The sequence below is a fragment of the Bacillus sp. VT 712 genome, assembly GCF_001614195.1.
Classification (GTDB): domain Bacteria; phylum Bacillota; class Bacilli; order Bacillales; family Bacillaceae_H; genus Priestia; species Priestia flexa.
This window is the reverse complement of record NZ_LWBK01000002.1, coordinates 123,716-144,477: the sequence shown is the minus strand read 5'-3', so window position 1 is coordinate 144,477 and position 20,762 is coordinate 123,716. Positions and strand designations below refer to the sequence as shown.

At 40.0% G+C, this 20,762-nt stretch carries 20 protein-coding genes; 19 read left to right on the top strand and 1 reads right to left on the bottom strand.

Translation table 11 applies throughout. The features are described 5' to 3' along the window. From rpe to spoVM, 3 genes are all read left to right on the top strand, one after another. The gene (rpe, locus tag A2U94_RS01440; protein ID WP_025909031.1) at window positions 1–651 is read left to right on the top strand and encodes a ribulose-phosphate 3-epimerase; all 651 of its coding nucleotides are present in this window, start codon (window positions 1–3) and stop codon (window positions 649–651) included. Between the two features lie 88 nt (window positions 652–739). After that, window positions 740–1,393 (top strand): thiamine diphosphokinase, encoded by a 654-nt coding sequence (locus A2U94_RS01435; RefSeq protein ID WP_152545172.1) that lies wholly within the window; start codon window positions 740–742, stop codon window positions 1,391–1,393. Between the two features lie 85 nt (window positions 1,394–1,478). Then, the gene (gene spoVM, locus A2U94_RS01430) at window positions 1,479–1,559 is read left to right on the top strand and encodes a stage V sporulation protein SpoVM (protein WP_016765421.1); all 81 of its coding nucleotides are present in this window, start codon (window positions 1,479–1,481) and stop codon (window positions 1,557–1,559) included. Window positions 1,560–1,614: 55 nt separating this feature from the next. On the opposite strand, the gene rpmB is transcribed toward spoVM, so the two are convergent. Next, window positions 1,615–1,803 (bottom strand): 50S ribosomal protein L28, encoded by a 189-nt coding sequence (gene rpmB, locus A2U94_RS01425; protein ID WP_025909029.1) that lies wholly within the window; start codon window positions 1,801–1,803, stop codon window positions 1,615–1,617. A 251-nt stretch (window positions 1,804–2,054) separates the two neighbouring features. On the opposite strand from rpmB, the gene A2U94_RS01420 reads away from it, so the two are divergent. The 16 genes from A2U94_RS01420 to ffh all read left to right on the top strand — a co-directional run bounded on the left by A2U94_RS01420 (window position 2,055) and on the right by ffh (window position 20,721). Next, window positions 2,055–2,417 (top strand): Asp23/Gls24 family envelope stress response protein, encoded by a 363-nt coding sequence (locus A2U94_RS01420; RefSeq protein WP_025909028.1) that lies wholly within the window; start codon window positions 2,055–2,057, stop codon window positions 2,415–2,417. 16 nt (window positions 2,418–2,433) lie between these two features. Further along, window positions 2,434–4,098 (top strand): DAK2 domain-containing protein, encoded by a 1,665-nt coding sequence (locus A2U94_RS01415; RefSeq protein ID WP_025909027.1) that lies wholly within the window; start codon window positions 2,434–2,436, stop codon window positions 4,096–4,098. Between the two features lie 234 nt (window positions 4,099–4,332). Next, entirely contained in the window at window positions 4,333–5,364 is a 1,032-nt protein-coding gene (locus A2U94_RS01410) for a PTS sugar transporter subunit IIC (protein WP_025909026.1), read from the top strand. Between the two features lie 488 nt (window positions 5,365–5,852). Then, window positions 5,853–6,515, top strand: a complete 663-nt coding sequence (gene sdaAB, locus A2U94_RS01405; protein ID WP_025909025.1) for an L-serine ammonia-lyase, iron-sulfur-dependent subunit beta — start codon at window positions 5,853–5,855, stop codon at window positions 6,513–6,515. 117 nt (window positions 6,516–6,632) lie between these two features. Beyond that, window positions 6,633–7,520, top strand: a complete 888-nt coding sequence (gene sdaAA, locus A2U94_RS01400; RefSeq protein WP_025909024.1) for an L-serine ammonia-lyase, iron-sulfur-dependent, subunit alpha — start codon at window positions 6,633–6,635, stop codon at window positions 7,518–7,520. Then, the gene (gene recG / locus A2U94_RS01395) at window positions 7,513–9,561 is read left to right on the top strand and encodes an ATP-dependent DNA helicase RecG (RefSeq protein WP_025909023.1); all 2,049 of its coding nucleotides are present in this window, start codon (window positions 7,513–7,515) and stop codon (window positions 9,559–9,561) included. The genes sdaAA and recG overlap by 8 nt, the downstream gene beginning before the upstream one ends. A 116-nt stretch (window positions 9,562–9,677) precedes the next feature. Continuing rightward, window positions 9,678–10,241 carry a transcription factor FapR gene (gene fapR / locus A2U94_RS01390; RefSeq protein ID WP_025909022.1) on the top strand — a complete coding sequence of 188 codons (564 nt, stop codon included), beginning with the start codon at window positions 9,678–9,680 and terminating at the stop codon, window positions 10,239–10,241. A 21-nt stretch (window positions 10,242–10,262) separates the two neighbouring features. Continuing rightward, window positions 10,263–11,246 (top strand): phosphate acyltransferase PlsX, encoded by a 984-nt coding sequence (gene plsX / locus A2U94_RS01385; protein WP_025909021.1) that lies wholly within the window; start codon window positions 10,263–10,265, stop codon window positions 11,244–11,246. Window positions 11,247–11,275: 29 nt separating this feature from the next. After that, a complete protein-coding gene (fabD, locus tag A2U94_RS01380; RefSeq protein WP_025909020.1) occupies window positions 11,276–12,220 on the top strand; it encodes an ACP S-malonyltransferase in 945 nt (314 codons plus the stop codon). A gap of 1 nt (window position 12,221) precedes the next feature. Continuing rightward, complete coding sequence (fabG, locus tag A2U94_RS01375; RefSeq protein ID WP_025909019.1) at window positions 12,222–12,962, top strand: 3-oxoacyl-[acyl-carrier-protein] reductase; 741 nt, start codon at window positions 12,222–12,224, stop codon at window positions 12,960–12,962. A 105-nt stretch (window positions 12,963–13,067) separates the two neighbouring features. Further along, a complete protein-coding gene (acpP, locus tag A2U94_RS01370) occupies window positions 13,068–13,301 on the top strand; it encodes an acyl carrier protein (RefSeq protein WP_025909018.1) in 234 nt (77 codons plus the stop codon). 181 nt (window positions 13,302–13,482) lie between these two features. After that, window positions 13,483–14,229: a ribonuclease III gene (rnc, locus tag A2U94_RS01365; RefSeq protein ID WP_025909017.1), complete on the top strand. Its 747-nt coding sequence runs from the start codon at window positions 13,483–13,485 to the stop codon at window positions 14,227–14,229. 100 nt (window positions 14,230–14,329) lie between these two features. Further along, window positions 14,330–17,890 (top strand): chromosome segregation protein SMC, encoded by a 3,561-nt coding sequence (gene smc, locus A2U94_RS01360; RefSeq protein ID WP_025909016.1) that lies wholly within the window; start codon window positions 14,330–14,332, stop codon window positions 17,888–17,890. 18 nt (window positions 17,891–17,908) lie between these two features. Continuing rightward, the gene (gene ftsY, locus A2U94_RS01355) at window positions 17,909–18,904 is read left to right on the top strand and encodes a signal recognition particle-docking protein FtsY (RefSeq protein WP_061784593.1); all 996 of its coding nucleotides are present in this window, start codon (window positions 17,909–17,911) and stop codon (window positions 18,902–18,904) included. A 128-nt stretch (window positions 18,905–19,032) separates the two neighbouring features. Next, entirely contained in the window at window positions 19,033–19,365 is a 333-nt protein-coding gene (locus A2U94_RS01350; protein ID WP_025909014.1) for a putative DNA-binding protein, read from the top strand. Between the two features lie 12 nt (window positions 19,366–19,377). Continuing rightward, a complete protein-coding gene (gene ffh, locus A2U94_RS01345) occupies window positions 19,378–20,721 on the top strand; it encodes a signal recognition particle protein (RefSeq protein ID WP_025909013.1) in 1,344 nt (447 codons plus the stop codon). Window positions 20,722–20,762: the final 41 nt, after the last annotated feature.

Sequence of the window (20,762 nt, the reverse complement as noted above, 5' to 3'; positions counted from 1 at the left end):
ATGACAAAAATTGCACCTTCCATCTTATCAGCTAATTTTTCTAAATTAGGAGAAGAAATTCGTGAAGTAGAAGCTGGTGGAGCTGATTATATTCATGTGGATGTAATGGATGGCCATTTTGTTCCTAACATTACAATTGGTCCTTTAATTGTAGAAGCAATTCGTCCAATTACATCTCTTCCGCTAGATGTTCACTTAATGATTGGTAACCCTGATGCGTATATTCCGATGTTTGCAAAAGCAGGTGCTGATATTTTAACTGTGCATGCAGAAGCTTGTACGCATTTACATCGTACAATTCAATTGATTAAAGAACATGGTATGAAAGTTGGAATTGCGTTAAATCCAGCTACTCCAATTGATGTTGTAAAGCACGTGTTAGAAGACATCGACCTAATTTTATTAATGACGGTTAATCCAGGTTTTGGAGGCCAAAAGTTTATTAATAGCGTACTACCGAAAATTGAACAAATCTCGCAGCTTATTGAAATTCGTCAGCTATCTATTGAAGTGGAAGTAGATGGTGGAGTAAACGAAGAAACAGCAAAAAAATGCGTAGAAGCTGGAGCAAACGTTTTAGTAGCTGGCTCAGCTATTTATGATCAAGAAGACCGCGCAGCGGCAATTGATCGAATTCGTTCAACTATATAAAGAGTCTACAAAAGTTGTCAAAGGAGGAGTGAAATCTGCTTTTCCTTGGCAACTTTTTTAAATAATTCATAAATAGAAAGGGTGGCTTATCATTATTATTCATATTTTGGCAGGAGGTCCGGATAATTATGTGCCGGAACTTCACAAGTGGAAGGCATGTGATAAGTGGATAGGTGTAGATCGCGGTGTGTTCACTCTTCTTGAGCAGGGGATTATTCCTGATGAAGCGTTTGGAGACTTTGACTCCATCAATGAAGAGCAGCTGAAGGCTATTCAGGATCGGCTGCAAGATTTACATGTTTATCCTTCTGAAAAAGATGCAACGGATTTAGAGCTTGCGGTTGAGTGGGCTGTGTCTAAAAAACCTGCGTACATTCGGGTTTTTGGAGCTACGGGTGGTAGAATTGATCATACGTTTGGAGCCATTCAGCTTCTGTATAAAAGCCTGCAAGAAAACGTGAAGGTAGAGCTAATTGACAAGCAAAATAGCATTCAATTGTTCTCTCCTGGAACGCATGAAATTGAAGTAAGAACTCAAGCGAAATACGTCTCGTTTGTTCCTCATGCTGGCGGTGTTGAAAACCTTACGCTAACAGGCTTTAAGTATCCCCTAACAAACCACTATGTAGAACTTGGCTCTACTTTATGTATAAGTAACGAACTTCTTGCACAAAGAGGTACTTTTTCATTTACTACAGGCATATTAATGATGATAAGAAGCAATGATGCAGATTGCTTGTAAAAGACTTTAATAATGTTGATGGAAGAATGGATGAAGGTAGTCCATTAAAAGTAGATGAATGGTGGAAATGGTGAGGAGGAGTAGTATGAAATTTTATACGATTAAACTTCCAAAGTTTTTAGGTGGTATTGTAAAGGTCATGCTAAATTCATTTAAAAAAGATTAAAAAGCAAGATAATAAAAGAAGCACCATATACATGGTGCTTTTTCGTTATCGAAAATTAAACGCGCTCAACTTTACCTGATTTAAGGGCTCTAGCTGATACGTATACACGTTTTGGTTTACCGTCCACAAGGATACGTACTTTTTGAACGTTAGCACCCCATTTACGCTTTGTAGCGTTCATAGCGTGAGAACGTGCATTACCTGAACGAGCTTTTCTGCCAGTGATTACACATTTGCGTGCCATAGTTTTCCCTCCTAACACAAAAAAACTACTCAATTCTGCTTTTTGAGAAATACTATATTAATTTATCACAGCATTCTTTATAATGCAATACTTCTCAACAAAAGCTTTCAAGAAATTTTCCTTGACATATAAATTGAATGTATGTTCAATAATAAAGAGAGTTAAATTTGGGTAATTAGGGAATGTTCTTTTAAAAAGAGATTGGTTATAGTAAAATATTTATTAGCCTATGTATAGAAAGGGGAAAAAGTATGTCCATCGAAATGAAAACTAAGTACGGTCAAATTGATATCTCCACAGACGTAATTGCAACGATTGCTGGAGGGGCAGCTATTGACTGCTATGGCATCATCGGCATGGCTTCTAAGAATCAAATTAAAGATGGTCTTACTGACATTCTTCGTAAAGAAAACTTTACACGGGGTATTATCGTAAGGCAAGAAAATGATGAAGTACATATTGATATGTATATCATTGTTAGTTATGGAACGAAAATCTCAGAAATTGCTCATAACGTACAGACTAAAGTGAAATATACGCTAGAACAAACAGTGGGTCTAACGGTTGACTCAGTAAATATTTACGTGCAGGGTGTTCGTGTAACGAACGTGTAATTAAGGAGGAAGATTCGTGTCAATGACAACATTGAACGGAAAGCGTTTTGCGGAAATGGTGCTTCAAGGAGCACAGCATCTGTCAAACAATGCTGACTATGTAGATGCACTAAACGTTTTTCCAGTTCCAGATGGAGATACAGGTACCAACATGAACCTGTCGATCACATCAGGTGCTAAAGAAGTAAAAAGAAATGTATCAAATCATATTGGACAAGTAGGACAAGCTTTATCAAAAGGCCTATTAATGGGGGCGCGTGGTAACTCAGGCGTGATCTTATCACAGCTTTTCAGAGGTTTTGGCAAAGCGATTGAACAAAAAGAATTTATTACGACAGTAGACTTTGCACACGCGCTTGAGATGGGCGTTGAAACAGCCTATAAAGCTGTTATGAAGCCAATTGAAGGTACGATTCTAACCGTTGCAAAAGATACGGCTAAAAAAGCAGTTGAAGTAGCTGAAAAGCAACCAGAAATGATTCCATTTATGGAAGAAGTGCTAAAAGCATCAAAAGCCTCTCTTGATCGCACCCCAGAATTACTGCCTGTTTTAAAAGAAGTAGGCGTTGTAGACAGCGGTGGACAAGGCTTAGTTTTAATTTATGAAGGATTCCTAGCAGAGCTAAAGGGAGAAAAGCTTCCAGGTGTACCTCTGGCAATTCCATCAATGAATGAGCTTGTAAACGCTGAACACCATAAGCACGCTCAAAGCCATATGAACACTGAAGACATCGAGTTTGGGTACTGTACAGAATTTATGGTTCGGTTAGAAGCAGACAAAATGGAAAAGCACGCATTCTCAGAAGAGACATTTCGCCAGGATCTAAGCGAATGGGGCGATTCTTTATTAGTTGTGTCTGATGATGAAGTCGTAAAAGTGCATATTCATGCTGAGCATCCGGGTGAAGTATTAAATTATGGCCAGCGCTACGGTAGCTTAATAAAAATGAAAATTGAAAACATGCGTGAACAGCATAGCGAAATTGTTTCGAAAGAAGCACCTGCTCCTGTAAAGGCTGAGAAAAAGCCATACGGTATTGTGACGGTTTCAATGGGAAGTGGCATTGCAGAGCTGTTTAAAAGTATCGGAGCCACTGTTGTAATTGAAGGTGGCCAAACGATGAATCCAAGTACAGAAGATATTGTCAAAGCAATCGAAGAAACACACGCTGAAAAAGTGATTATCCTTCCTAATAATGGTAATATCGTGATGGCTGCAAATCAAGCTGCGTCTGTAGTAGGAGATCACGTTGCTGTTGTTCCTTCTAAAACAGTTCCACAAGGAATGACAGCGCTTCTATCGTTTAATCCTCAATCAGATCTAAATACGAACGAAGAAGCGATGACAGAAGCCCTTGGTCATGTGAAGACGGGGCAAATTACGTACGCTGTACGTGATACCAATATCGACGGCTTAGAGCTTGCAAAAGGTGACTTTATGGGAATTGCTGAAAAGCAAATTGTTGTAAAGGATACTGAAAAGCTTGAAGCTGCTAAAAAGTTACTACAACATATGGTTGATGAAGACTCAGAAATCATCACGATTTTGCAAGGTGAAGATGTAACTGATACAGAAATGGATGAGTTAGTATCATTTGTTGAAAGTCAATTTGACGATGTTGAAGTTGAAGTCCATAAAGGTGGGCAACCATTATACTCATATATCTTTGCGATTGAATAATATAAATGCAGGTTAGTTTTATGACTAACTTGCATTTTTTTTATTGATTTTTAAACTGTCGGAATTTACAGAATACGAACATTTTGTTTTGTATTTGTTCTTTTGTTCGTATAAATGGTTCTTTCGGTTGAAAAGCCTACTATATTGTGATAATTTTTAAAGGGGGCGTACATCGTGCGTTACTTTAAAGTGAATACTTAAGTGAAGATGAATGCAGCATAGGGGGAATTTACAATGGAGATTTTGAAAGGTACGGCACTGCTTTTATTGGTCTTATTTTTATTTTGGCTTTTCAGTAACAAAGCACCGTATGGGATGAAAGCTATGGGTGCTTTGGCAAGCGGTGCCGTTGCGGCGTTTCTCGTTGAAGCATTTCAACTGTATGTGGGTGGCGATTTATTAAACATCAAATTTTTAGGTGAAGTAGGAGAAGCTGCTGGGGGTATGGGTGGCGTCGCTGCTGCTGCGTTAGTAGCGTTGGCACTAGGCGTATCTCCCGTTTACGCATTAATGATGGGGGTTGTCTGTTCAGGATTAGGCCTGTTACCTGGCTTCTTTGCTGGCTATATCATGGCTTTTGCTATGAAAGTAGTAGAGAAAAAAGCGCCTGCAGGTTTAGATTTATTGGGAGCAATTTTAGTTATTGCACCGTTAACACGCTTAATCGCAACAGGGATTTCGCCTTTGGTGGATGCCACGCTATTGAACATTGGTTCCATCATTAAGGAAACAGCAAATGCTAATCCAATTCTAATGGGAATTATACTCGGTGGCGTTATCACGGTTGTTGCTACGGCACCTCTAAGCTCAATGGCTTTAACAGCTATGCTTGGCTTAACGGGTCTTCCGATGGCAATTGGTGCACTAGCGGTTTTCGGTTCGTCATTTATGAATTATGTATTATTCGATCGTTTGAAATTTGGAGATCGTCGTACCACAATTTCAGTAGCTGTAGAGCCATTAACGCAAGCTAATATAATATCGGCTAACCCAATTCCAATTTATGTAACAAATTTTGTTGGTGGAGCAGTAGGTGGTGTCATTGTTTCCCTATTTGGATTGGTAAACGATGCGACAGGAACAGCTACTCCTATTGCAGGTTTAGCAGTTATGTATGGCTTTAACGATCCAATAAAAGTAACAATTTGCGCAGCACTATGTGCAGTTGGTGGAGCAGTTATTGGGTATATTGGTTCAAACGTGTTTAAAAACTTTAATATCAAAACAGTTGCAGAGCTTGAACAAGAAACAAAAGAAGCAGCATAACTCAAAGGGGCTGGGACATAAGTAATTCAGCCAATGATAAACCTGAACGATTGAGAGTTTCTCACTTTTAATCGTTCAGGTTTTTTGGTTGATTGTGAAAACAATGTTGGAAACAGGGTGGAATGGAGCGTAGGACACTCGACTCCTGCGGGAAAGAGAGGGAAAACTGAGATCCCGCAGCGCAGCGAGGAAGCTCAGGTTCCTCCCCGCGGAAAGCGAGTGGCCGTAGCGCAATGGAACGAACGTGTTCAGACAAACCAAAGAGATGGGAACAGCTAGTGTTCGTCTCTTAGAAGCAATCATTTTGTTATGTCCCAAACTCTTTTTTATCGGAGAATAAAGAGAAAAATGTTAGCTTATTATTTCGAATTTTAAAACTTTATTATAACGAATTTCTAGGGTTCCAAAAATAGAAAACGTCAAGTAACATATAAAGTGATAGCGATAACATTAAAGTTTAATATCCTTTTTACAGGGGGAGAGTAACCATGAAATATAAATCCGTATTCGATATTATTGGTCCAATTATGATTGGTCCATCAAGTTCACATACAGCAGGTGCTGCGCGTATTGGTAGGGTAGCAAGAACGTTGTTTGGCAAACAGCCAGAAAAAGTCATCGTCTCACTTTATGGATCTTTTGCTCAAACATATAAAGGCCATGGGACAGATGTAGCAATCATTGGAGGGGTATTAGATTTTGATACGTTTGACCCTCGAATTCCTGAGTCTCTTACATTAGCTAAACAAGCGGGCATGGACGTGACGTTTATTGAAGAAACAGCGATTACTGATCATCCAAACACGGCGCGCGTGCGAATGATTGATGGTGATAAAGAAATTGAAGTTGTTGGTATCTCAATTGGTGGTGGTAAAATTCAAATCACAGAATTAAATGGATTTGAGTTAAATTTATCAGGCATGAATCCTGCTATCCTTGTTGTACACAACGATCGTTTTGGAGCGATTGCAACGGTGACGAATATATTAATGAAGCATTCTATTAACATTGGCCATATGGAAGTATCTCGAAAGGAAAAAGGACAGGTTGCATTAATGGCCATTGAAATGGACACAAACATTGAAGATGCAGTAATTGAAGAGCTGCAAGGATTACCGCACATTATTAAAGTGACAAGAATGGTTGAGTAGCGTACTGCTTTTTATGCCTTTTTGGAAAAAGGAAGTAATCTATCGTTTAAATAAATGCTTAGCAAGATGATATTGGCTTAGATAGAATGACATCATGTTGTAAAATGGGAGGATACTATGTTTCGAAATGTAGCGGAATTAGTAGAGTTAGCAGAAAGTAAAAAGGTCAAAATAGCGGAAATTATGATTGAACAAGAAGTAGAAGTTACTGGCTTAAACCGTGAAGAGGTCTTTGAAAGAATGGATCGCAATTTAACGGTTATGGAAGAAGCGGTGGAGCGTGGGTTAAGAGGCGTTCAGTCCGTTACTGGTCTAACAGGTGGCGATGCTGTTTTAATACAAAAGTATATTGAAAGTGGAAATGCTTTATCTGGTAATTTAATCTTAGATGCAGTAAGTAAAGCGGTAGCAACGAACGAAGTAAATGCTGCGATGGGAACGATTTGTGCAACACCGACAGCCGGTTCAGCTGGAGTGGTGCCTGGAACGTTATTTGCAGTGAAAAATAAATTAAATCCAACGCGTGAAGAAATGATTGAATTTCTATTTACATCAGGAGCATTTGGATTTGTTGTGGCAAACAATGCTTCCATTTCAGGTGCAGCAGGAGGGTGTCAAGCTGAAGTAGGGTCAGCGTCTGGCATGGCAGCGGCAGCGATTGTAGAAATGGCGGGTGGTACACCTAGTCAAGCAGCTGAAGCAATGGCAATTACGCTTAAAAATATGCTAGGATTAGTATGTGACCCTGTAGCAGGATTAGTAGAAGTACCGTGCGTAAAGAGAAACGCGATGGGCGCTGCGAATGCAATGATTGCTGCTGATATGGCGTTAGCAGGTGTTACAAGTCGAATTCCGTGTGATGAAGTAATTGATGCAATGTATCGAATTGGTCAAACAATGCCAGTAGCGTTACGAGAAACTGCACAAGGAGGCTTAGCGGCAACACCAACAGGTCGCGAGCTAGAAGCAAAGATCTTTGGTATTGCATTAAACAAAAGTGAATGAATTAAATAAAATTTCCATTAAAACCATTAAAGGGATTGGAGAAGAGACAGCGACTCTTCTCGAAGAAATGAAGATACAATCTGTACAAGATTTACTTGAGCATTTTCCTTATCGCTATGAGGACTATGAGCTGAAAGATTTAGCGGATGCTAAACATGATGAAAAAGTAACGGTAGAGGGAAAGGTTCACAGCGTTCCCTCTCTTACTTATTACGGAAAAAAACGGTCTCGATTAACCTTTCGCTTGTTGGTTGGTCGTTATCTTGTTACCGTTACGTGCTTTAACCGACCTTATTACAAATCAAAGCTTGAAATTGATCAAACGGTTACTGTGACGGGAAAATGGGATCAGCACCGCCAAACGATTACTCTTCAAGAACTACAGTTTTCACCTTTCAAAAAAAATCAAACCATTGAGCCAGTTTATTCCACAAAAGCAGCGCTTACTGTAAAAGCAATTCGTAAGTTTATCACCCTGGCTTTAAATCAGTATGGAAGTCAAATTGAAGACATGCTCCCTTTATCGCTCCGAAATCGATATAAGTTAATGGCACGAGAAGATGCGGTGCGAACGATTCATCTACCTCGAGACCATAGCGATTTAAAACAAGCGCGCAGGCGATTTGTATATGAAGAGTTTTTGCTGTTTCAGCTAAAGATGCAGGCGCTTCGAAAGCGTGAGCGAGAAGAAACGGCTGGTATGTCTCAAGTGTTTCAATCAAGCGATTTAGTTGAGTTTACAAATCAACTGCCATTCCCGTTAACAAACGCTCAAAAACGAGTAGTGAATGAAATTACTGCTGATATGAAGTCGCCTTATCGAATGAATCGCCTATTACAAGGAGATGTAGGTTCAGGTAAAACGGTTGTTGCTGCCGTTGCGCTATATGCAACGGTATTGGCAGGGCATCAAGGTGCTCTAATGGTTCCAACTGAAATTTTAGCCGAACAGCATGCTGAATCCTTAAGTGCCATGCTTGAAAAAGTTCAAGTGCGCGTCGGGTTGTTAACGGGTTCAGTTAAAGGGAAAGCAAGGCGTGAGCTTCTGCGACAAGTTCAGGCCGGAGAAATAGACGTGTTAGTCGGTACTCATGCGCTCATCCAAGATGAAGTAGTGTATAAAAGTCTTGGTCTTGTCATTACGGATGAGCAACATCGCTTTGGTGTAGGTCAGCGTAGAGTTCTTCGTGAGAAAGGTGAAAGTCCAGATGTATTATTTATGACGGCGACTCCTATTCCAAGAACGCTTGCCATTACTGCTTTTGGTGAGATGGACGTGTCGATTATAGATGAAATGCCAGCTGGTCGAAAAGCAATCGAAACGTATTGGGTAAAGCATGATATGCTAGAGCGTATTTTGCAATTTGTCCAGAAAGAACTGAGTGAAGGACGGCAAGCCTACGTAATTTGTCCATTGATTGAAGAATCAGAGAAGTTGGACGTTCAAAATGCCATTGATGTTCATAGTACCCTTGTTCAATATTTTAAAGGGCAATGGAATGTAGGACTGATGCATGGGCGCTTAACACCAGATGAAAAAGAAGAAGTCATGAAAGAGTTTAGCGTAAACAATGTGCAAATTCTTGTTTCGACAACGGTTGTTGAAGTAGGGGTGAACGTTCCAAACGCCACGGTTATGGTCATCTATGATGCGGAGCGCTTTGGACTATCACAGCTCCATCAGCTTCGCGGGCGAGTAGGAAGAGGAGACGCGCAGTCGTATTGTATTTTGTTAGCAGATCCAAAGTCTGAAGCTGGAAAAGAGCGCATGAATATTATGACGGAGACAAATGATGGTTTTGTATTATCAGAAAGAGACCTTGAGCTTAGAGGGCCTGGGGACTTTTTTGGCCGAAAGCAAAGCGGAATGCCTGAGTTCAAAATAGCGGATATGGTCCACGATTATCGAGCGCTTGAAGTAGCCCGTACAGATGCTACTGAGCTTGTGAATTCGGAGGCGTTTTGGCAAGATGAGCAATATCAGTTGATGCGTTCTTATTTGGAAGCAACAGGTGTATTAGCAGGTGAAAAATTTGATTAATAGTCAGTGAATCGGCGTTGCAATTGAGGTGTAACTTTACTAAAAATGTTGCATTTCAATTGCAATAATTATATACTGCTGTTAGTACCTAGTATTAAAAGTTCGGATGGTGTGTTATGAAGCGTAATAAAAGAGATCGACAGCTGTTATTAAAAGCTACAATTGACGAGAATCCATTTATCACAGACGAAGAATTAGCCGACCGTTTTTCAGTTAGCGTACAAACAATTCGCTTAGACCGCCTAGAATTGTCTATCCCTGAATTACGCGAGCGAATTAAATATGTAGCTTCTAAGAAATTAGAAGATGAAGTGCGTTCTCTGCCTATTGAAGAAGTAATTGGGGAAATTATCGATATTGAACTAGACCAATCCGCTATTTCCATCTTTGATGTGCGTGAAGAACACGTTTTTCAACGCAATCAAATTACAAGAGGACATCACTTGTTTGCTCAAGCAAACTCACTTGCAGTAGCGGTTATTAATGATGAATTAGCATTAACAATTGAGGCTACAATTCGCTATCATCGTTCGGTAAAGATTCATGAGCGCGTGATAGCAAAAGCAAAGGTTCTGTCTACAGATGAAACTCGAACAATCGTAGAGGTAAATAGTTTTGTAGGACAAGAGCAGGTGTTTTCAGGAACGTTTAATATGTACCGATCTACATCTGATAAATAAAACTAAAGGATGAGAAAGAACATGAAAATAGCAATTGATGCTATGGGAGGGGACAACGCTCCCAAAACGGTTATTGAAGGTGCAGAATTAGCCATTCAGCAGTTTGAAAACTTACATATTACACTTGTTGGTAATGAAGTTGAAATAAAGAAGTACCTAACAAATCCAGAGCGTATCACAATTCTTCATACTGAAGAAGTAATTGAAGCAACAGATGAACCAGTTCGTGCAGTACGCAGAAAGAAAAATGCATCAATGGTGCTTATGGCTACTGAAGTAGCTGAGGGGCGTGCTGATGCATGTATTTCTGCAGGTAACACGGGTGCTTTAATGACGGCTGGGTTATTTGTTGTTGGTCGTATTAAAGGAATTGAGCGTCCTGCTCTAGCTCCGACGCTGCCAACTTTGGACGGCAAAGGTTTCTTAATGCTAGATGTAGGAGCTAACGTTGATGCGAAACCTGAGCACCTTGTACAATATGCAATTATGGGCTCGGTATACGCAGAGAAGGTAAGAGGTGTTCAATCGCCTAAAGTTGGGCTTTTAAACGTTGGAACGGAAGAGAAAAAAGGTAATGAGTTAACAAAGCAAACGTTTAAATTGCTTCAAGAAACCAACATTAACTTTATCGGAAACGTAGAATCACGAGATCTTTTAAACGGCGTTGCAGACGTTGTAGTAACGGATGGTTTTACGGGTAATGTTGCATTGAAAACTATTGAAGGAACGGCACTTTCACTATTTTCAATGTTAAAAGCAGAGTTAATGAGTAGTTTTAAAAGCAAGGTAGCTGCTTCCGTGTTAAAGCCTCAGCTTAAAGGGCTAAAAGCAAAAATGGACTATAGCGAGTATGGCGGCGCAGGCCTGTTCGGTCTAAATGCACCGGTTATTAAAGCTCATGGTTCGTCAGACGCTACGGCCATCTTTAATGCGATTAAACAAACCGTAAATATGGTAGAAAATAACGTCTCTTCTACCATTCAAGCTTCCGTTGAAAGTGAATAAAATAACGAATAAACGAGGAGAGGATAAGAATGGGGAAAATAGCTTTTATGTTTCCAGGCCAAGGCTCACAAGCCGTAGGTATGGGGCAAGACTTATATGAGCAATCTGAAGAAGCAAAGCAACTTCTTTCAAAGGCAGATGAAGTGCTAGGCTTTTCATTATCAAACCTTATGTTTGAAGGTCCACAAGATGAACTGACGTTAACGTATCATGCGCAACCTGCTCTTGTTACTGCTAGCACAATGCTTTTAAACGAGTTTAACAAAAGTGGGATTACACCTGATTATGTAGCAGGTCATAGTTTGGGAGAATACAGTGCGTTAGTAGCAGCTGGAGTAATGTCTTTTGAAGATGCTGTTGTTGCTGTAAACAAGCGTGGACGCTATATGGATGAAGCTGTTCCTGCTGGTGAAGGAACAATGGCTGCCATTTTAGGAATGAGTGCTGAAGAGTTAAAAGCTGTAACGGACGAAATTACGGCTTTAGGAGCTTCTGTCCAGCTTGCTAACATTAATTGTCCAGGTCAAATTGTAATTTCTGGAACAGCAGAGGGTGTTGAAAAAGCGAGTGAACTAGCGAAAGAAAAAGGAGCAAAACGAGCGATTCCTTTAGATGTAAGCGGACCGTTCCACTCTAGCTTAATGAAGCCCGCTGCTGCTAAACTGCAGGATACGCTTAGCATAATGGATTTTAAAGATGCGAAAGTTCCTGTTGTAGCTAACGTAACGGCGCAACCAACAATCCAAAAAGAAGCTGTACAAGCGCTGTTAATTGAACAATTATATTCTCCAGTTCGCTGGCAAGAAACGGTTGAGTTATTGCTTGCTGAAGGCGTAGATACATTTATTGAGATTGGTCCAGGAAAAGTATTATCAGGGCTTGTGAAGAAGGTGAATCGCCGTGCTACGGTTTATTCAGTGAGTAATGTTGAAACGTTACAAGCAACAATTGAAGCAGTGAAAGGGGTAGAATAAAATGTTAGAAGGAAAAGTAGCGGTTGTTACAGGAGCGTCTCGTGGAATTGGACGTGCGATTGCGCTTGAATTAGGAAAGCAAGGAGCTAAAGTAGTTGTAAACTATGCAGGTAGCGAAGCGAAAGCACTTGAGGTCGTTGATGAAATTAAAGGTTATGGAACAGATGCCATTGCGATTCAAGCAAACGTAGCGGATGCAGATTCTGTTCAAAGCATGATTAAAGAAGCAATTTCAACGTTTGGCTCTTTAGATATTTTAGTAAACAATGCTGGTGTTACAAGAGATAACCTGCTAATGAGAATGAAGGAAGATGAGTGGGATGATGTTTTATCAACAAACCTAAAGGGCGTGTTTTTATGTACGAAAGCAGCAACTCGCCAAATGATGAAACAACGTCATGGACGAATCATCAACATTTCATCTATTGTGGGTGTTAGCGGAAACGCAGGACAAGCAAACTATGTAGCTGCTAAGGCTGGTGTTATCGGATTAACAAAAACATCTGCAAAAGAGCTTGCAAGTCGTAATATTACAGTAAATGCAGTGGCACCAGGGTTTATCGCAACTGATATGACGGATGAGCTTCCAGAAGAAGTAAAAGCTGAAATGCTAAAGCAAATTCCACTTGCATCCTTTGGTGATCCACAAGATATTGCCAATATTGTTTCATTCTTAGCTACAGATGCAAGCCGCTATATTACGGGACAAACCATCCATGTTGACGGCGGAATGGTTATGTAATATCTTAAAAGAATTGAAAAGTAAGGGTTTTGACAAACTTTATTATTCAGCCATAGTATTTTAAAGGAAAATCTACTATAATGACTTGAGGGGAGGTGAAGAACAATGGCAGAAGTACTAGAGCGCGTAACAAAAATCATTGTTGATCGTCTTGGTGTAGATGAAAGCGAAGTGAAATTAGAATCTAATTTCAAAGAAGATTTAGGTGCTGACTCTCTTGATGTAGTTGAGCTTGTAATGGAGCTTGAAGATGAGTTTGACATGGAAATCTCTGATGAGCAAGCAGAACAAATCGCAACTGTTGGAGATGCGGTTAATTACATACAGAGTCAAGTTTAATTCTGTTGTATCATTAAAAGCCCCGTTTAATAGCGGGGCTTTCTGTGTTTTTTGCGTTATTTTTGAAAAAAATAATTTTTTTTTTCAAAATGCGATGTATCTTTTAGGATACCTCGTTTTATAATGGGTTATGTTATGAAAAAACTATGAACTAATTGTGGCTGGTAAGCGGAGGTATTTTATGCCTAAACATTATTCGAATCGAGACCGAAAAAATAATTCTCAAGTAGTAAAAAACTTTAAACAGTTTCAAGAAGAAATCAACGTGACGTTTGAAAATGAAAAGCTCTTATTTCAAGCTTTTACACATTCATCGTATGTGAATGAGCATCGTAAAAAACCTCATGAAGATAATGAGCGTTTAGAATTCTTAGGGGATGCCGTGTTAGAGTTGACCGTCTCACAATTTCTATTTAAAAAATACCCAATGATGAGCGAAGGAGAACTGACAAAGCTACGTGCAGCCGTAGTGTGTGAGCCATCTCTTGTGACTTTCGCAAATGAGCTCGAATTTGGTAAACTAGTGTTGCTCGGTAAAGGTGAAGAAATGACGGGTGGCCGTCAACGTCCAGCTTTACTGGCGGATGTATTTGAAGCATTTATTGGTGCATTGTATTTAGATAAAGGAATTGAAACAGTAAATCAATTTTTAACAAAAGTTGTATTCCCGAAGATTAATGAGGGTGCTTTTTCTCATGTGATGGATTTTAAAAGTCAGTTACAGGAAATTATTCAACGAGATGGGTTTGGTCAGCTAGAGTACAAGGTGCTACAAGAAAAAGGCCCGGCTCATAATCGTGAATTTATGTCACGTGTATCACTTAATGGTGAAGAGCTAGGTGTTGGAGTTGGTAGATCTAAGAAAGAAGCTGAGCAAAAAGCGGCTCAAGTAGCCATCTCGAAAATAAAAGCGTCGAATGCAAAGTAAAAGAGAGTATTAGTCTGATGTAGGAACGAGTCCCCCCAAGCAACGAATGGTTGTTGCAAAGGGGGATTTACTATGAAAATAAGGAAAAGGGGGAATCTATATGTTCCTCAAGCGTTTAGATATTACTGGCTTTAAGTCATTCGCTCAGAAAGTATCAATTGACTTTGTACCAGGGGTTACAGCAGTTGTTGGACCAAACGGTAGTGGTAAAAGTAACATTACAGATGCAATTCGCTGGGTAATGGGCGAGCAGTCTGCAAAGTCACTGCGTGGTGGGAAAATGGAAGACGTTATTTTTGCGGGAAGTGAATCAAGGCGTGCTGTTAATGTAGCAGACGTAACGATTACGCTAGAAAATGACGATCAGTTCCTACCGCTTGATTATCATGAAGTAAGCATTACAAGGCGAGTAAATCGCTCAGGTGATAGTGAATTTCTTATTAACAACCAACCATGTCGTTTAAAAGATATTGTGGATTTATTTATGGACTCAGGTTTGGGAAGAGAAGCTTTTTCCATTATTAGTCAAGGTAAAGTTGAAGAAGTTCTCAGCAGCAAACCAGATGAGCGTCGTAAAATATTTGAAGAAGCAGCGGGCGTTTTAAAGTATAAAACGCGTAAACGTAAGGCTGAGTTAAGGTTAATTGAAACACAAGAAAACTTAAATCGCGTGCTTGACATTTTACATGAAATTGAGGGACAGTTAGAGCCTTTAAAAATACAGTCTTCCATTGCAAAAGATTACTTGCAGAAAAAAGAAGAATTAGAACAGATTGATATTGAAGTAACAGTTTTTGAAATTGAAGAGCTTCATGGTAAGTGGGAAGCGCTTAAACGAGAAATAGCATCTCATCAGCGAATGGAGCAATCGCTTTCTGCCAACATTGGAGAGCGTGAGCAAGAGATTAATTGTTTACGCGTGCGTATTCAGCGTGCGGATGAGGAAATCGACGCGCTACATAAACACCTTCTTTTTGTTAGTGAAGAAGTTGAAAAGCTAGAAGGTAAGAAAGAAGTGTTAAAAGAGCGTAAAAAGAACGCTTCGCAAAATAAAGAGCAGTTAGAGCGACTTGTAAAAGAGTATACTCAAACAAAAAAAGAGTTGCTGATAGCGAAGCAAAAAGAAGAGAATGACTTAACTGCCTTTGAAAACGACGTTGCTAAAACGCGTGAAGAAGTAGCCGAACAAGAGCGTCTGTTTGCAACGTATAGTGAAAACCTGGATGAGCAGTTAGAGCAGTTAAAAAGCGAATATTTTGAGTTGGCAAATGCACAGACAGCTTCTCGAAATGAGATTGCTTTTCTAGAGCAGCAAAAGCATCAAACGTCTGAAAAAGAAGCGCGGCTTTTAAAAGCAAACGAGCAATATGTTCAACAACGAGTGGATCTAGAGCGGAAAAAAGGAGCTCTTATTGATAAACTGCAAAACTTTCAACAAGAATTGCAGGATGCCACGCGTCAATTAAAAGAGCAGCTTGCAAAGCTCGATTCCCTGCGAGAGGAATATCGAAAGCAAGAGTCAACCCTGTATCAAGCCTATCAATACGTCCAGCAAACAAAGTCTAGAAAGCAAATGCTTGAAGAGATGCAGGAGGACTATGAAGGGTATTTCCATGGTGTAAAGGAAATTTTAAAAGCGAGAAGCCAGAAGCTTCACGGGATTGAAGGAGCTATTGCTGAACTAGTTAGCGTGCCGAAAGAGTATGAGACAGCGATTGAAATTGCGCTCGGTGGTGCAACTCAGCATATTGTGACGTCTGATGAGCAGAGTGCGCGACAAGCAATTAGCTTTTTAAAACAAAATCATTACGGACGCGCTACATTTTTACCATTAACATCCGTGCGTTCGCGTTTTATACCGCCACAAACCATTTCGTTAATTGAAACTCACGATACGTTTGTGGGCGTCGCTTCTTCGCTTGTAAAATATGATGAGAAGTATCGTAGTATTGCAGAGAACTTGCTTGGTACGGTTATTATTGTAAAAGATTTAAAAGGAGCAAATGAGCTTGCTAGACTGATTCAGCATCGCTACCGCTTTGTTACTTTAACAGGAGACGTGGTGAATCCAGGCGGGTCCATGACAGGTGGATCGGTTAAGCAAAAAACCAATTCATTGCTTGGTCGTCAGCGAGAGCTTGAAACAATTACTGCGAAGCTGAAGGAAATGGAAGAAAAAACGCTTCAACTTGAGAAAAATGTGAAAGCTAAGAAAGAAACGATTGAAGAGTTGGAACAAGCTATTGGTAAAGAACAGTCTTTTGTTAAGCGTCTAGAAGAGCAAGAAAAAGCGTTAGATCGAGATGTGAAGCAAGTAGAAATTGAAGAGCAAGCGGTAAACGATCGATTAGCGATGTATGATCAAGACATGGTTAGCTTTAAAAGCGATCAAGAACATTTGATCAAGCGAATTCAAGTGTTAGAAAAGCAGCTAGGTGAAGCAAAAGAACAGACTTCAGAGCTAGAGGGAGTTATTGAAGAGCTTACTCATCGTAAGCGTACGCAACAAACTTCCCGAGAGGAAGTGCGCCAGAAGCTAACCGAAGTAAAAGTAGAGCTGGCTGGACAAGAACAGTCTCTTAAAAATAAGCGTGAAAAATATGATCGTATTTGCTTTGAGCTAAATCAAACAACGAAGCGCTTAGAAGAAGTAACAGAAGACTTGGCACTTTTAACGAATGAGATGACATCAAATGATTCTGGAGAGCTTTCACTAGAAGAAGCGGCTGCAGAAAAGGTTAAAGAAAAAGCAGAAACGTTGAAGAAAATGGATGACTGTCGGGCAGAGCGCTTGAAATCACAAAACAAGCTAGAAGATGCAGAGCGCTTTGTCAAAGAGTTGCATCGCCAGCATAAGCAAATTGCAAATGCGTTAAAAGACGAAGAAGTAAAACTGAACCGAATTGACGTTGAGTTAGACAGTCGTTTACATCAGCTGAATGAAGAATATCAAACGAGCTTTGAAGCAGCAAAAGCTTCGTATCAGCTAACGATTCCAATTGACGAAGCTCGTAAAAAGATTAAGCTTATTAAGTTAGGTATCGAGGAGCTTGGTACGGTTAACTTAGGGTCTATTGAACAATATGAGCGAACAGCAGAGCGCTATGAATTTTTAAGCAACCAGAAAAATGATTTAGATGAAGCTAAAAACACGCTTTATCAGGTTATTGATGAAATGGATGAAGAGATGAAAAAGCGTTTCTCTGATACGTTCTACCGAATTCGGGAAGAGTTTAACCATGTATTCCAGTCTCTATTTGGTGGAGGAAAAGCAGAGCTGAAGCTAACAGATGCGACGGATCTGTTGAACACTGGGGTGGACATTATTGCCCAGCCTCCAGGTAAAAAACTTCAAAACTTAGGGCTTCTTTCTGGAGGAGAACGGTCTTTAACAGCCATTGCTCTTCTCTTCTCCATTTTAAAGGTTCGTCCTGTACCGTTTTGTGTATTAGACGAAGTAGAAGCAGCTTTAGATGAGGCGAACGTGCACCGTTTTGCTACGTACTTAAGAAGTTATAGTGAGCAAACACAGTTTATTGTCATTACGCATCGTAAAGGAACAATGGAAGAAGCAGATGTGCTGTACGGCGTAACAATGCAGGAATCGGGAGTTTCAAAACTTGTATCCGTACGCTTAGAAGATTCGAAGCAATATGTTTAGTAGAAAGGGTGTTAAAACATGAGCTTTTTTAAGCGATTAAAAGAAAAGATTACAAATCAAACAGACTCCGTTACTCAAAAGTTTAAAGATGGACTTTCAAAAACGCGCGATTCGTTTTCAGAACGCGTCAATGATTTAGTTTCTCGCTATCGAAAAGTGGATGAAGAGTTTTTTGAAGAGTTGGAAGAGATTCTAATCGGCGCAGACGTTGGCGTTTCGACTGTTATGGATTTGATTGATGAATTAAAAGATGAAGTAAAACGAAAGAACATTCAAGATCCTCAAGAAGTTCAAGCGGTCATCTCTGAAAAATTAATTGATATCTATGAGTCAGGCGAGGAACAGCTGGCAGGCCTTAATATGCAGCAAGATAGCCTTACTGTTGTTCTGTTTGTTGGTGTTAATGGCGTAGGGAAAACAACAACAATTGGTAAAATTGCTCATAAGTTTAAGTCAGAAGGCAAGAACGTTCTGATGGCAGCAGGCGATACGTTCCGTGCAGGTGCTATTGAGCAGCTTGAAGTATGGGGCGAACGCGTTGGAGTAGATGTTATTAAGCAATCAGCTGGGTCAGATCCAGCTGCTGTAATGTATGACGCTATTCAGTCAGCAAAAGCTCGTAAAGCGGATATCTTACTATGTGATACAGCGGGTCGTTTGCAAAATAAAGTGAACTTAATGAAGGAGCTAGAGAAAGTAAAACGCGTAATTGAGCGTGAAGTGCCTGGAGCTCCACATGAAGTGCTACTTGTGTTGGATGCAACAACTGGGCAAAACGCTCTTAGCCAAGCTAAAATCTTCTCAGAAGCAACAAACGTAACGGGAATTGTTCTGACAAAGCTAGATGGTACTGCAAAAGGTGGTATTGTGTTGGCTATTCGAAACGAACTGAACTTACCAGTGAAATTCGTAGGGCTAGGGGAAAAGATGGACGACCTTCAGCCGTTTGATACGGAACAATACATCTATGGGTTATTTGCTAATGCGGTAGAAGATGAAGTGCAAAACAGTTAATTTAAAAACGCGATGAAGCCTTTCTTCGTCGCGTTTTTGCTGTTAAGGAAAAAACTTGACATTCTAATTGCTTCTTTGTAAACTAAAGACATGTAAAGGCTTTTCACTTAACAAGGGGGGGCGGTCGTATGTTAGAAAAAACGACGCGAATGAACTTTTTATACGACTTCTATCAAGCGTTGCTTACACCAAAGCAAAGAAGTTATATGTCTCTTTATTATTTAGATGACTATTCCCTAGGTGAAATAGCAGAGGAATTTGATGTGAGTCGTCAAGCAGTTTATGATAATATAAAACGTACAGAGCAAATGCTTGAACAATATGAGGAAAAGCTATTGTTATTTCAACGGTTTCAAGAGCGTCAATCAATTGTTCAACAACTAAAAAATGAACTGACAGGCGAACTTGAAACAAACAACAAGCTTTCTTCTCTTCTTGATTCGCTCGAGAAATTAGATTAGGGGGCGGCATATATGGCATTTGAAGGATTAGCTGACCGTTTGCAAAGCACGTTACAAAAGCTAAAGGGAAAAGGTAAAGTAACTGAAGCAGATGTTAAGGAAATGATGCGTGAGGTACGCCTAGCCCTTTTAGAGGCGGATGTAAACTTTAAAGTAGTAAAAGACTTCATTAAGCGAGTAAGTGAGCGCGCAGTAGGTCAAGACGTATTAAAAAGCTTAACGCCTGGTCAACAGGTTATTAAAGTTGTACAAGAAGAATTAACAGCACTGATGGGCGGCGAACAAAGCAAAATTGCAGTGGCTCCAAAGGCTCCTACGGTTATTATGATGGTAGGACTTCAAGGTGCAGGTAAAACGACAACTACTGGTAAGCTAGCTAACCTACTGCGTAAGAAACATAACCGCAACCCATTGCTTGTAGCAGCTGATGTATATCGCCCTGCGGCGATTAAACAGCTTGAGACGCTTGGAAAGCAGTTAAGTATGTCTGTTTTTTCACTGGGAGATCAAGTAAGTCCCGTTGAAATTGCAAAGCAGGCCATTGCTTATGCTAAAGAAGAGCATCATGATTATGTATTAATTGATACAGCCGGACGTTTGCATGTAGATGAAAATTTAATGGAAGAGTTAGAGCAAATTAAAGAGCTCACAAACCCTCATGAAATTTTCTTAGTTGTCGATGCAATGACGGGTCAGGATGCTGTAAACGTAGCTGATAGCTTTAATAAACAGCTTGGCTTAACAGGTGTGGTATTAACGAAGCTAGATGGAGATACGCGCGGTGGTGCGGCTTTATCAATTCGTGCAGTTACCAATACACCGATTAAGTTTGTTGGTTTGGGTGAAAAGATGGATGCAATCGATGCATTCCATCCAGAGCGTATGGCTTCTCGTATCTTAGGAATGGGAGACGTTCTTACGCTGATTGAAAAAGCGCAGGCTAACGTAGATGAAGAAAAAGCTAAAGAGCTTGAAGCGAAACTGCGTACGCAGTCGTTTACATTTGATGACTTTTTAGAGCAGCTTGCTCAAGTTCGTCAAATGGGGCCGTTAGATGAACTTATTGGCATGCTTCCAGGTGCTAATAAAATGAAAGGCCTCAAGAACTTACAGGTAGATGAAAAGCAAATTAGTCATGTAGAAGCGATTATTCGTTCCATGACAAAAGCTGAAAAAACAAATCCTGAAATCATTAACGCTAGTCGACGAAAACGCATTGCAAAAGGTAGCGGTCGATCGGTTCAAGAGGTTAACCGACTATTGAAGCAGTTTGAAGACATGAAGAAAATGATGAAGCAAATGACAAACATGTCTAAAGGGAAGAAAAAGGGCATGAAATTACCTTTCTTTTCTTAATTTGTCACTAAATTTAGTTGTAAAAATAAACAGAATAAAAT